The 12,011-nt window shown below is 72.1% G+C and carries 10 protein-coding genes; 7 read left to right on the top strand and 3 right to left on the bottom strand.

Annotated features, from left to right (window positions below; genetic code table 11):
- The first annotated feature begins 84 nt into the window (after nucleotides 1-84).
- The 5 genes from FNV62_RS12345 (at nucleotide 85) to FNV62_RS12325 (ending at nucleotide 6,154) form a co-directional block, all read left to right on the top strand.
- On the top strand, nucleotides 85-2,496 hold the full coding sequence (locus tag FNV62_RS12345) for a nitrate- and nitrite sensing domain-containing protein (protein ID WP_097283886.1): 2,412 nt from the start codon (nucleotides 85-87) through the stop codon (nucleotides 2,494-2,496).
- Nucleotides 2,486-2,956, top strand: coding sequence for a roadblock/LC7 domain-containing protein (locus FNV62_RS12340; protein ID WP_079090060.1), 471 nt, complete (start codon nucleotides 2,486-2,488; stop codon nucleotides 2,954-2,956). Before FNV62_RS12345 ends, FNV62_RS12340 begins: the two co-directional genes overlap by 11 nt.
- 7 nt (nucleotides 2,957-2,963) lie before the next feature.
- On the top strand, nucleotides 2,964-3,344 hold the full coding sequence (locus FNV62_RS12335; protein ID WP_225900247.1) for a DUF742 domain-containing protein: 381 nt from the start codon (nucleotides 2,964-2,966) through the stop codon (nucleotides 3,342-3,344).
- Nucleotides 3,345-3,596: 252 nt separating this feature from the next.
- Nucleotides 3,597-4,385: a carbon-nitrogen hydrolase family protein gene (locus FNV62_RS12330; RefSeq protein ID WP_054236813.1), complete on the top strand. Its 789-nt coding sequence runs from the start codon at nucleotides 3,597-3,599 to the stop codon at nucleotides 4,383-4,385.
- A 59-nt stretch (nucleotides 4,386-4,444) separates the two neighbouring features.
- On the top strand, nucleotides 4,445-6,154 hold the full coding sequence (locus FNV62_RS12325) for a flavin monoamine oxidase family protein (RefSeq protein WP_054236812.1): 1,710 nt from the start codon (nucleotides 4,445-4,447) through the stop codon (nucleotides 6,152-6,154).
- Nucleotides 6,155-6,182: 28 nt separating this feature from the next.
- Here FNV62_RS12325 and FNV62_RS12320 read toward each other — a convergent pair whose 3' ends face one another.
- Complete coding sequence (locus FNV62_RS12320) at nucleotides 6,183-7,115, bottom strand: LLM class F420-dependent oxidoreductase (protein WP_144315223.1); 933 nt, start codon at nucleotides 7,113-7,115, stop codon at nucleotides 6,183-6,185.
- A 58-nt stretch (nucleotides 7,116-7,173) separates the two neighbouring features.
- On the bottom strand, nucleotides 7,174-7,878 hold the full coding sequence (locus FNV62_RS12315) for a DUF5995 family protein (RefSeq protein WP_143607597.1): 705 nt from the start codon (nucleotides 7,876-7,878) through the stop codon (nucleotides 7,174-7,176).
- 214 nt (nucleotides 7,879-8,092) lie between these two features.
- Between FNV62_RS12315 and FNV62_RS12310 the strand changes: the two genes are divergently transcribed.
- The gene (locus tag FNV62_RS12310) at nucleotides 8,093-9,211 is read left to right on the top strand and encodes a glycoside hydrolase family 6 protein (RefSeq protein ID WP_144316463.1); all 1,119 of its coding nucleotides are present in this window, start codon (nucleotides 8,093-8,095) and stop codon (nucleotides 9,209-9,211) included.
- Here the strand turns inward: FNV62_RS12310 and FNV62_RS12305 are convergent.
- Nucleotides 9,193-10,587, bottom strand: coding sequence for a uracil-xanthine permease family protein (locus FNV62_RS12305; protein ID WP_054236809.1), 1,395 nt, complete (start codon nucleotides 10,585-10,587; stop codon nucleotides 9,193-9,195). The two genes, FNV62_RS12310 and FNV62_RS12305, sit on opposite strands and share 19 nt — an antisense overlap.
- A 121-nt stretch (nucleotides 10,588-10,708) precedes the next feature.
- Between FNV62_RS12305 and FNV62_RS12300 the strand changes: the two genes are divergently transcribed.
- Nucleotides 10,709-11,983 (top strand): alginate lyase family protein, encoded by a 1,275-nt coding sequence (locus FNV62_RS12300; protein WP_144315222.1) that lies wholly within the window; start codon nucleotides 10,709-10,711, stop codon nucleotides 11,981-11,983.
- Nucleotides 11,984-12,011: the final 28 nt, after the last annotated feature.

The raw sequence follows: 12,011 nt of genomic DNA, 5'->3' as shown, positions 1-12,011 counted from the left end.
TCCGCGCCCGCTACCAGCGAGTAACACCGAAGGGTAACCAACCGTCGCCCGGCCACCCGACCGTCCTGCCGTCCTGGGGAGTCCATGCGCTGGTCCTTCGGCCGTCCCACCACGGTCCGTACGCGCATCGTGGCGCTCGCGCTCGCACCGGTTCTCGCCCTCATGGTGCTGTGGAGCTTCGCCATGGTGTCCGTCACCGGCGAACTGCGCGCGCTCGTCCGGGTCCAGGGGGTGTACGACGACTTCGGGACGCCCGTCGACACGGCGGTCGGCCAGATCCAGATCGAACGGCGGCTCGCGGCCGCCTACCTGGGCGCGGACCACGGCACGGCGGCGGCCCTCGACCTGATGGAACAACAGCGCCGCACCGACCGCGCCGTGACCGCCATGCGGACGGCGATCCGGGACGGCGACCGCGGGCGGCTCTCCGCCAGGCAGCGGCAGGTGCTCGACGCCGTGCTGCGCTCCTTCGACGGGCTGGAGGGGCTGCGGGAGCGGGTGCTGTCCCGCGCCATCAGCTGGGACCGGGCGGTCACCGAGTACGGCGCCCTCGTGGAGCCGGGCTTCGACGTCCAGTCCGCCCTCACGGCGCTGCAGGCCGGACAGCTCGCACGCGAGGCCCAGGTCGTCATCGAGCTGGTGCGGGTGAGGGAGTTCGTCTCGCGGGAGGACGCCCTCGTCGCCGGGGCGCGAGCCGCCGGATCGCTCACCGACGGCCAGTACGACACGCTCACCGCGACGATCGAGGACCGCCGGATCTTCGAGCGGACGTATGTGCCCGACCTCCCCGCCGACTCGCGCGCCCTCTTCGAGGAGTTCCAGCGCGGCTCCCTGTACCGGGAGCTGACCCGGGGTGAGGACGCCCTGCTGCGGGCGGGCGCACGGGGTGCGGGAGAGGCCGTCGCGGCCGGTTCCTGGCGCACCACCACCGACCGGGCCGTCAAGCGGTACATGCAGCTGTGCACGCGGTCGGCCGTCAACTCCGCCGAACGCGGGCGGGCCTTCGCCTACCGGGAGCTGGCCAAGGCGGCGATCGTCGGTGTACTCGGACTCGCCGCCGTGGGACTGTCCCTGTGGTTCGCCGTGCGCGGCGCCCGGCGCATATCGCGCCGCCTGGAGACCCTCCGGGACGCCGCCGACCTCCTCACCACCCGCCAGCTGCCCGACGTGATGCGGCGGCTCGGCGCGGGCGAGGACGTGGACGCCGCCACCGAGGCGCCGCCCCTGGCCGACGGGGAGGCGGGAGCCGACGAGATCGGCCAGGTCGGCCGGTCCTTCAACACCGCCCGCCTCGCGGCCGTCGAGGCCGCCGTCAAGCAGGCCACCCTGCGCCGCGGGCTGTTCGCGGTGCTCCTCAACATCGCCCGCCGCAACCAGGCGCTCGTCCACCGCCAGCTCAAACTGGTCGACACGCTGGAGCGACGCACCGAAGACCCGGACGTCCTGGACGACCTGTTCCGGATCGATCACCTCACCACCCGGATGCGGCGCCACGCGGAGAGCCTGATCATCCTCTCCGGCGCGGCGCCCGGCCGCAGATGGCGCAGGCCCGTACCGGTCGCCCGCGTGGTGGCCTCCGCGGTGGGCGAGATCGAGGAGTACGCGCGCGTCGTGGTCCCGCCGATGCCGGAGGTGGGCGTGGCGGCGGACGCCGTCGCCGACGTCGTCCATCTGATCGCCGAACTCGTCGAGAACGCCACCGTGTTCTCACCGCCCCACACCCAGGTCACCCTGCGCACCGGGCGGGCCGGGGGCGGGTTCGTCCTGGAGATCGACGACCGGGGCCTCGGTCTCGAACCCGAACAGATCGAGGAGGCCCACCGCACCCTCACCACGCCGGACGACTTCGATCCGACCCGGCACGACCGGCTCGGGCTGTACGTGGTGGGGCGGCTCGCCGCACGGCACGGCATCGAGGTCACGCTGTGCCGGTCGCCGTACGGCGGTACGACGGCGGTGGTGCTGCTGCCGGAGGCGGTCCTCGCGCCGGTCGACCCCGAGCGGCCGGAGCCGGCGGCGGACACGGAATCGCGGGCACTGCCGTCGCGCACCTCCCGGACCGCCGAGACCTCCCGGACCTCCGAGACCTCCCGGAAGGGCACCGCCGTCCTTGAGGAAAAGCGGGAGGCACCTGACCGTCACACGGACCGTGCGGAGGAACAGTCGGAGGCACCTCGGCGGCACGCGGACCGTGTAGAGAACCCGCGGGAGGCACCTCTCCGGCACGCGGATCGTGTGCCAGAGACCGCTCCCGCCACCAGCCCGCCCGCACTGCCCACCCGCGTCCGGCAGACCTCCCTCGCCCCCGAACTGCGCACGGAGGGCCCGGCCACCGACGAGCCGTCGGAGCGCGAGGTCACCCCCGAGGAGGTCCGCGCGGTCTTCGGCGCCTTCCAGCGCGGCCTCGACCGCGGCCGCAAGGGCCTGCCCACCGGGTCCGGATCCGAGCGGCGAACCGACACCGAGGAAGGGACGGACGCCGACGATGCTCCGTGACCAGACCCCCGAGCACTCCGACCGGGCCTCCGAGCCCCGGGGCGGCACCCCCGAACCGCCCGGCACGGACCTCGGCTGGCTGCTCGACGACCTCGTGGCCAGGACCGACCACGTCCGCCAGGCCGTGCTCCTCACCGCCGACGGCCTCCCGCTGAGCTGCTCGGACGGCATGCGCCGACGGGACATCGAGCACCTCGCCGCCGTCTGCTCCGGCTTCCACAGCCTGGCCCGCTCGGCCGGTGAACGCTTCGCCGCGGGGGAGGTGCGCCAGACCATGGTGATGCTCGACGACGCCTACCTCTTCATCACCCCGGCGGGCGACGGCAGCCGGCTGGCCGTCCTGAGCGAGGTGCAGACGGACGTCGGACAGCTCGCCCACGAGATGGCGTTGCTGGTCCGCCGCGTCGGCCGCCACATGGCCGCCGCCGTACGGTCGGCCGCCGACCCCGCGGGCCCCTGACCCGGCCGTGACCGACGACCACTGGTACGAGGACGAGACCGGGTCGATGGTGCGGCCCTACACCGTGACCCGGGGCCGGACCCGGCCCTCGGACCGGCACACCATCGATCTGATGTCGCGGGTCACCGCCCTGAGGACGGACGAGGGCAGGCCCGGTGTCGACCATGCCGGCGCCGCCCTGCTGGCCCTGGTGCGCCACGGACCCCGGCCGGTCGTCGAGCTCGCCGCCGACGCCGACCTGCCCCTGACCGTCGTACGCGTGCTGCTCGGCGATCTGGCCGAGGCCGGTCTCGTACGCATCGACGCGCCGCGGCGGCCGGAACCGGGCGGCCCGGCGGCCGACCCCGAGCTGCTGCGCGAGATCGTGGAGCGACTGCGCGCGCTGTGAGAACGGGACGCGGGCCGTGCGGCCGGGACGGCTCGGCACGGAGAGGCCGCGACGGCTCGTCACGACGTCTGTGACCTGCGCCTCAGGGGTTTCGGGCGCCGCCCGAGGGCGCGCAACGAATCGCCGCCGGAGGCAGGGCGCACGCAACGATTCGTCCACCGGCGCGCAACGGCTCCTCCTTGTCCCCCCGAGCCCCCCGCCCGTACCGTCTAAGCAGCCCCCGACACCCCTCCGTACCCGTGAGGACCACGCATGCGCACAGCCCTGCTCCAGAGCTCCGGCCGCCCCGGCTCGGTCGTCGAGAACCTGAAGGTCCTCGACGAGGCCGCGGGCCGCGCCGCCGCTGCCGGCGCCGGGCTCGTGGCGGCTCCGGAGATGTTCCTCACCGGGTACGCGATCGGCGACGACATCGCCCGCCTCGCCGAGCCCGCCGACGGGGACTCCGCCGACGCGGTCGCCGAGATCGCCACCCGCCACGGCGTCGCCGTCGTCTACGGCTACCCCGAGCGCGAGGGCGAGACGGTCTACAACTCCGCGCAGCTCATCTCCGCCGACGGCACCCGCCTCGCGAACTACCGCAAGACCCACCTCTTCGGCTGCTTCGAGCGCGACCACTTCACGCCCGGCGAGCAGCCCGTCGTCCAGGCGGACCTGAACGGCCTCCGCGTCGGCCTCATGATCTGCTACGACGTCGAGTTCCCGGAGAACGTCCGGGCGCACGCGCTCGCCGGCACCGACCTCCTCGTCGTGCCGACCGCGCAGATGCACCCCTTCCAGTTCGTCGCCGAGTCCGTCGTCCCGGTGCGCGCCTTCGAGAACCAGATGTACGTCGCGTACGTCAACCGGGTCGGCCCGGAGGGCGAGTTCGAGTTCGTCGGACTGTCCACGCTGGCCGGTCCCGACGGGATCGCCCGGACCCGGGCCGGACGCGGTGAGGAACTCGTCCTCGCCGACGCCGACCCCGACTTCCTCGCGGCCTCGCGCGAGGCGAACCCGTATCTGAAGGACCGCCGCCCCGGCCTCTACGGGTCGCTCGTCTGACACCCGGCAGCCCCCCAGCGCCTCCCCTCACCAGCTTTCCCGCAAGGAGTCCGTACCCCATGACGTCCACGGTGCCCACCGCCGTCCAGCACGCCGACGCGCAGCAGCCGCCGATCACCATGTTCGGCCCGGACTTCCCGTACGCGTACGACGACTTCCTCGCCCACCCGGCGGGCCTCGGCCAGATACCCGCGACCGAGCACGGCACCGAGGTCGCGGTCATCGGCGGCGGCCTGTCCGGCATCGTGGCCGCCTACGAGCTGATGAAGATGGGCCTCAAGCCCGTCGTCTACGAGGCCGACGAGATCGGCGGTCGCCTGCGCACCGTGGGCTTCGAGGGGTGCGACCCGTCGCTCACCGCCGAGATGGGCGCCATGCGCTTCCCGCCCTCCTCCACCGCCCTCCAGCACTACATCGACCTGGTGGGTCTGGAGACCCGGCCGTTCCCCAACCCGCTCGCGGAGTCCACTCCCTCGACGGTCGTCGACCTCAAGGGCGAGTCGCACTACGCGACCACCGTCGACGACCTGCCGCAGGTCTACCGCGACGTGATGAACGCCTGGAACGCCTGCCTCGAAGAGGGCGCCGACTTCTCCGACATGAACCAGGCCATGCGTGAGCGCGATGTGCCGCGCATCCGCGAGATCTGGGCGAAGCTCGTCGAGAAGCTCGACAACCAGACCTTCTACGGCTTCCTCTGCGACTCGGACTCCTTCAAGTCCTTCCGGCACCGCGAGATCTTCGGCCAGGTCGGCTTCGGCACCGGCGGCTGGGACACCGACTTCCCGAACTCGATCCTGGAGATCCTGCGCGTCGTCTACACCGAGGCCGACGACCACCACCGCGGCATCGTCGGCGGCTCCCAGCAGCTGCCGCTGCGCCTGTGGGAGCGCGAGCCGCAGAAGATCGTGCACTGGGCCTACGGCACCTCGCTCGCGAAGCTGCACGACGGCGCCCCGCGCCCGGCCGTGACCCGGCTGCATCGCACGGCGGGCAACCAGATCACGGTGACGGACGCCAACGGTGACATCCGCACCTTCAAGGCGGCGATCTTCACCGCCCAGTCCTGGATGCTGCTCTCCAAGATCGCCTGCGACGACTCGCTCTTCCCGATCGACCACTGGACCGCCATCGAGCGGACCCACTACATGGAGAGCTCCAAGCTCTTCGTGCCGGTCGACCGGCCGTTCTGGCTGGACAAGGCCGTCGACGACAGGGGAAATCCGACGGGCCGTGACGTCATGTCGATGACGCTCACCGACCGCATGACCCGCGGGACCTACCTCCTCGACGAGGGCCCGGACAAGCCCGCCGTCATCTGCCTCTCGTACACGTGGTGCGACGACAGCCTGAAGTGGCTGCCGCTGTCCGCGAACGAGCGGATGGAGGTCATGCTGAAGTCGCTCGGCGAGATCTACCCGAAGGTCGACATCAGGAAGCACATCATCGGCAACCCGGTGACCGTGTCCTGGGAGAACGAGCCCTACTTCATGGGCGCGTTCAAGGCCAACCTGCCCGGCCACTACCGCTACCAGCGCCGCCTGTTCACGCACTTCATGCAGGAAGCGCTGCCCGAGGACAAGCGGGGCATCTTCCTCGCCGGCGACGACATCTCCTGGACGGCAGGCTGGGCCGAGGGTGCCGTGCAGACCGCGCTGAACGCGGTCTGGGGCGTCATGCACCAGCTGGGCGGGGCGACCGACCCGACCAACCCCGGGCCCGGCGACGTCTACGACGAGATCGCGCCGGTGGAACTGCCCGAGGACTGAGCCGGGCCGGCCTCCATGGGGTGGCCGGTCAGATTCCGGCCGCCCGCGCCGCCGTGTACACCTCGGCGGCCAGGTCCTTGAGCTCCTCGGCGTCCCGCGTGCCGTCCTGGAGGTCGACGAAGTACTCGTCGAGGCCGATCTCGGCGTACGGCACCAGGTCCGACACGATCTGGTCGACGTTGCCCTGGAAGGGCTGGCGGTCCGCGCCGTCGTAGGCCTTGGCGGAGTAGCGCGTGTTGATCCGCGCCACCGACTGGATCGGCTCGGTGCGCCCGCGCTCGGCCGCGAAGTCCTGCACCTGCCGCCACTGGGCGGCGAGCTGGTCGGCGCCTCCCGTGGCCACGGGCTGCCAGCCGTCGCCGCGGTCCACGAGCCGGGTCAGCGCCTTCTTGCTGAAGGCGGGCAGCAGGATCGGGATCGGCCGGGCGGGCTTCGGGGCGACCACCGCCGACTTGATCCTGGTCAGGCGGCCCTCGTACGACACCGGGTCCGGGCCCCACACCGCGCGGCACACGTCGAGGACCTCGTCCAGGACCTGGCCCCGCTCCTCGAACGGCGCCACGCCCGCCGCCGCGTACTCGTCGAGCGACCAGCCGGTACCGAGGCCCGCCACGACCCGGCCGCCGCTCGCCGCGTCCAGTGTGGCCAGGGCCCTGGCCAGCTGGAACGGGCCGTGCAACGGGGCGACCAGGACGCTGGTGCCCAGCCGCGCCCGCCGCGTGGCCGTCGCGGCCAGCGTCAGGGTCACCAGCGGCTCGGCGACGCCGCGGTACAAATCGGGCCAGGGCAGGTTCGGGACGCCGTACAGCCCCTGCGTGGCGGGGTCCGGGAACAGGGCGCGCTCGAACACCCACAGACTCTCGTAGCCGATCTCCTCAGCCGTGCGCGCCACGTCCGGGACGTCACGACCGATGTCGAACTGGCGTGTTTGAGGAAGACTCAGACCCAGCCGAGCAGCCATGCTTGTGCTCCTTCGCATTCGGCATTTGAATCGTGAACGTATCGCGTACGAGAGTGAGTTACGTGCCGTACGCGGTGATATGGCCGGATCGGTCCCCCAGGGGCGTGAGCAGCATCCGGCCCGCCAGGCCGACCGCGGCGCCGAGGCGGTCGGCGAACTCCTCGGCGAGGTCGGGGAGTCCGCGCAGCGCCCACAGGGCCCGCGCCGCCGACCAGGCCGCGTCGCGGGCCCTCTCCAGGCTCCACGAACCGAGGAGATGGGTGAGCGGATCGGCGATCTGGAGGAGGTCGGGGCCCGGCATCAGATCTTCGCGGACGCGCTCCTCCATCGAGACGAGGAGGTCACCCACGCGCTCGAACTCGTCCTCCAGATCGGCTGGTTCGCAGCGCAGGGTACGGCAGGTGTCCACGACGGCGAGCGCCAGATCGTGTCCGATGTGCGCATTGATGCCCGCGAGCGCGAACTGCAGCGGGCGTACTCCCGGATGGCGCCGGAACTGGAACAGCGGGCGCCAGCAGGCGGGCGGGGACCCCTCCTCGGCCACGCGCAGATAGCGCTCGGCGAAACGTACATCCAGCGTGACCGCGGCCTCGCCGTCCGGGAATTCCCCCGCGTCCAGGCGCCGTTCGACCTCCTCCGTGACGGTGAGGTAGACACGGTTGAAGACCGCGATTCCGTCCCGCTCCGGCAGGGTCGCCGCCAGGGTGCGCATCCGGGAGGCGATCGCGTCCACGGGGGTGGTGAACTGTTCCAACTGCGTCATGGGGGCAGGTTCCCAGTCCTAGGCTGACCGGAGTCGCCGCCTGGCCGGGCACATCCCCAGAAAGGGGGAACACGCCCGTGTCGGGAGGCGCGGATGTGGCCGGGAGTGGCGCAAACGTGGTGGGAACCGGGGGGAGCGGTAGGTGTCAGGCTTACGTGCGCGGCGCCTGGCCGCACGCAGGGCCGAGCGCAGGCGGGTGGCCCGGCGCGCCGCCATGGTCGCGGCGGCCTCGGTGGTCGTGGCGGTCGGCGCGGTGACGGGGATGATGTCCGCCCTCGACCGCGAGCGCCCCTCCGACGACGCCCAACCGCTGGTGACCCGCTCGCCCGGCCTCCGCCCGCCGCCCGCCGTACCGACTCCCTCCCCGTCCGGGACCTCCGCCGCGCCGTCCCCGTCCCGGCACTCCCCGTCCCCGAAGCCGAGCCCGACGCCCTCCCCGAGCGGGAAGGAGCCGACGACCGTGGCCGCCCCCGCCCTGCTCTACACCCACCCCGACTCCCAGGTCCTGGACTGGGTCGCGTCCCACCCCGGCGACCACCGGCGCGCGGTCATCGAGTCCCGGATCGCCGACCGCCCGGCCGCTGTCTGGTTCGCCGACTTCACCCCCGCCACCATCACCGCGCGGGTCAGGGCGGTGACCGCGGGCGCCGCGGCCGAGGGCCGGGTCCCGGTCGTCGTGCCGTACGCGATCCCGCAGCGCGACTGCGGCGGGGCCTCACAGGGCGGCGCACCCGACCTCGCCGCGTACGACGGCTGGATCGACGACTTCGCGGCGGGCCTCGGCGAGGACGAGGTCATCGTCATCCTGGAGCCCGACTCGGTCGCCCAGGCCGGCTGCCTCCCCGCGACCGACCGGGCCGCCCGCTTCGCCTCGCTGGCCCGCGCCGGCCGCGTCCTCAAGGCCGCCGACCCCCGGGCCCGCGTCTACTACGACGCCGGCCACTCCGCCTGGAACCCGGCCGCCGAGCAGGCCGCGCTCCTCGCACGGGCGGGCGCCGCGTCGGCCGCCTCCTCCGACGGTGTCTTCACCAACGTGTCCAATTTCCACCGTACGAGCGACGAGATCGCGTACGCCCGCCAGGTGCTGTCCGCGCTGGGCGGCCCCGCGAGCCTGGGCGCCGTCATCGACACCAGCCGCAACGGCAACGGCTCCCCGGCCGACGGGGAGTGGTGCGATCCGGCGGGCCGGAAGATCGGCCGGGCGCCGACCCTGAACACCGGGGAGGCCAGGATCGACGCCTATCTCTGGGTGAAGCTGCCGGGGGAGTCGGACGGGTGCAAGGGCACGCCGGGGACCTTCTCGGCGGAGTACGCCTATGAGCTGGCGCGCTGATCGTCCGCCTCGTCGTACGAGGACGTGCCGGAGTCCAGCAGCGGCTCATCGGTCTTCAGGTGGGCCGGGGCCATCGCCCGCAGCGCGTGGTACCCGGTGATCACGACGAGCGTGCCGAGCGCGATGCCGCTGAGCGAGAAGTTGTCCGTGAACTTCAGGGAGACGCCGCCGACGCCGATGATGATGCCCGCGGCGGCCGGCACCAGGTTCAGCGGATTGCGCAGGTCGACCCGGGCGTTGAGCCAGATCTGGGCGCCGAGCAGGCCGATCATGCCGTACAGGATGACGGTGATGCCGCCGAGCACGCCGCCCGGGATCGCGGCCACGATCGCGCCGAACTTGGGGCAGAGGCCGAAGAGGAGGGCGAAGCCCGCGGCGGCCCAGTAGGCGGCCGTGGAGTAGACGCGGGTCGCGGCCATCACGCCGATGTTCTCGGAGTACGTGGTGTTGGGCGGGCCGCCGACCGCCGTGGAGAGCATCGAGGCGACGCCGTCCGCGGAGATCGCGGTGCCCAGCTTGTCGTCCAGCGGATCGCCGGTCATCTCGCCGACGGCCTTGACGTGCCCCGCGTTCTCGGCAACCAGCGCGATCACGACCGGCAGCGCGACGAGGATCGCCGACCACTGGAAGGACGGGCCGTGGAAGGACGGCAGCCCGATCCAGTCCGCCTTGCCGACGCCGGAGAGATTCAGCCGCCAGTGGTCGGTGAGCTTGCCGCTCGCGTCCACCGAGTGGATCTTTCCGAAGACCCGGTCGAAGACCCAGGAGATCCCGTACCCGAAGAGCAGGCCCAGGAAGATCGCGATCCGTGACCAGAAACCGCGCAGGCAGACGACTGCCAGACCGGTGAGCAGCATGGTGAGCAGCGCCGTCCACTGGTCCTGCGGCCAGTACGTGGACGCCGTCACCGGCGCCAGGTTGAAACCGATCAGCATGACGACGGCGCCCGTGACGATCGGTGGCATCGCGGCATGGATGATCCGCGCCCCGAACCGCTGGACGGCCAGGCCCACCAGGAACAGCGCGACGCCCACGACGAACACCGCGCCCGTCACCGTGGCGCTGGTGCCGCCCTGCGCGCGGATCACCGCGGCGACGCCCACGAAGGAGAGCGAACAGCCGAGGTAGCTGGGCACCCGGCCGCGGGTGGCGAGCAGGAAGATGACCGTCGCGAAGCCGGACATCATGATCGCGAGGTTCGGGTTCAGACCCATGAGCACCGGTGCCACGAACGACGCCCCGAACATCGCCACCACGTGCTGGGCGCCGAGCCCGATCGTGCGCGGCCACGAGAGGCGTTCATCGGGGCGGACAACCGCTCCGGGCGCGGGCGTCCGCCCGTCGCCGTGCAGTTTCCAGCGCACACCGAGGTCCATGGTGAGTTTCGCTTTCTTCGTACGTGAAACTTTGTCCGGACCATTGTCACGGGTACCTGGCGGTTCTACGCTCGCACGGTCTTACTCATGAACTGCGTTCACATTTCTGATCGGAGGCTTGATGAGTGCAAGACCCCGTCCGTCCCGTCTGGCTGTCCTCCTCGCCGCCGTGGCCACCTTCGCGGCGGTCGTCGTCCCCTCCGCCTCGGCCCACGCGGCCCCGAAGGCCCCCCGGACCGCCGTCCTCGACGGCGCGCGGCTCCAGCAGACCCGGCTCCGCCTCGACCGCGGGGATCCCCAACTGAAGCGCACGCTCAAGGACTTGACCGCCCGCGCCGACAACTGGCTGCCCCAGGGCCCCTGGACGGTCGTCGACAAGCCCAAGCCCGCCCCCGGCGGCGACGTCCACGACTACCTGAGCCAGGCCCCGTACTGGTGGCCCTCCCAGCCGAAGACCGCCGACAACCCCTGGGGCTGCCCGTACGTCCAGCGCGACGGCCAGCGCAACCCCGAGGTCGACACCGGCACCGACCGTCAGGACGTCGAGAAGGTCTTCGACTCCACGTACGACCTCGCGCTCGCCTGGTACTACACCGGCAGGAAGCAGTACGCCGAGAAGGCCGCCACCGTCCTGCGCACCTGGTTCCTCGCCTCGGCCACCCGGATGAACCCGAACCTCGACCACGGGCAGTTCATCCCCTGCAAGTACGACGGCCGGGCCATCGGCATCATCGACTTCTCGCAGTCCTACACCAGCGTCCTGGACGCGATCGCGATCCTGGAGACGGGCGCCCCCGGCTGGTCGAAGAGCGACCGCACCGCCATGCGCGCCTGGAACACCGACTTCCGCGACTGGCTGGAGAACAGCGCCTTCGGCGGCGAGGAGGGCGCCGCCAAGAACAACCACGGCACCTTCTACGACATGCAGCTCGCCGCCCTGGCGTACGCGACCGGCGACGAGGACCTCGCCCGCCGGACCGTCCTCGGCGCGGAGTCCAAGCGGATCGACCCGCAGGTCGCCGCGGACGGCAGCCAGCCCCAGGAGCTCACCCGCACCCGCAGCTGGCACTACTCGACCTTCGACCTCGTCGCCTACACCCGCCTCGCGGCCATCGGCCGGCACGTCGGCGTGAACCTGTGGCGGTACACGGGGCCGGACGGCCAGACCCTGGCCAAGGCGGTCGACTATCTGCTGCCCGCCGCGACGGGCGCCGCGCCGTGGCCCCACCCGGAGCTGGAGTTCCACCGCTACGCGGCGAGCGACATCGTGCACGCGGCGGCCGACGCGGGGGACCGGGCGGCCCAGGCCGCGGTGCCGAAACTGGAGACACCGCCCGGCGGCGACCTGTGGACACTGCGGCCCGCAGCCGAGCAGCTGGACTCGATCGCCGGCTGACCGGAGGGCCTGCGAACACCCTGATCAG

The sequence above is a fragment of the Streptomyces sp. RLB3-17 genome, assembly GCF_007113425.2.
Classification (GTDB): Bacteria; Actinomycetota; Actinomycetes; order Streptomycetales; family Streptomycetaceae; genus Streptomyces; species Streptomyces mirabilis_D.
The sequence above is the reverse complement of the archived record's forward strand: the minus strand, read 5'-3'. Positions and strand labels throughout refer to the sequence as shown.

What these genes read in the sequence shown, in the direction of transcription:
- FNV62_RS12330 (WP_054236813.1), top strand. Translation starts at nt 3,597, where the DNA reads ATGCGCACAGCCCTGCTCCAGAGCTCCGGCCGCCCCGGCTCGGTCGTC.
- FNV62_RS12340 (WP_079090060.1), top strand. Translation starts at nt 2,486, where the DNA reads ATGCTCCGTGACCAGACCCCCGAGCACTCCGACCGGGCCTCCGAGCCC.
- FNV62_RS12310 (WP_144316463.1), top strand. Translation starts at nt 8,093, where the DNA reads ATGGTCGCGGCGGCCTCGGTGGTCGTGGCGGTCGGCGCGGTGACGGGG.
- FNV62_RS12345 (WP_097283886.1), top strand. Translation starts at nt 85, where the DNA reads ATGCGCTGGTCCTTCGGCCGTCCCACCACGGTCCGTACGCGCATCGTG.
- FNV62_RS12300 (WP_144315222.1), top strand. Translation starts at nt 10,709, where the DNA reads ATGAGTGCAAGACCCCGTCCGTCCCGTCTGGCTGTCCTCCTCGCCGCC.
- FNV62_RS12320 (WP_144315223.1), bottom strand. Translation starts at nt 7,115, where the DNA reads ATGGCTGCTCGGCTGGGTCTGAGTCTTCCTCAAACACGCCAGTTCGAC.
- FNV62_RS12325 (WP_054236812.1), top strand. Translation starts at nt 4,445, where the DNA reads ATGACGTCCACGGTGCCCACCGCCGTCCAGCACGCCGACGCGCAGCAG.
- FNV62_RS12315 (WP_143607597.1), bottom strand. Translation starts at nt 7,878, where the DNA reads ATGACGCAGTTGGAACAGTTCACCACCCCCGTGGACGCGATCGCCTCC.
- FNV62_RS12305 (WP_054236809.1), bottom strand. Translation starts at nt 10,587, where the DNA reads ATGGACCTCGGTGTGCGCTGGAAACTGCACGGCGACGGGCGGACGCCC.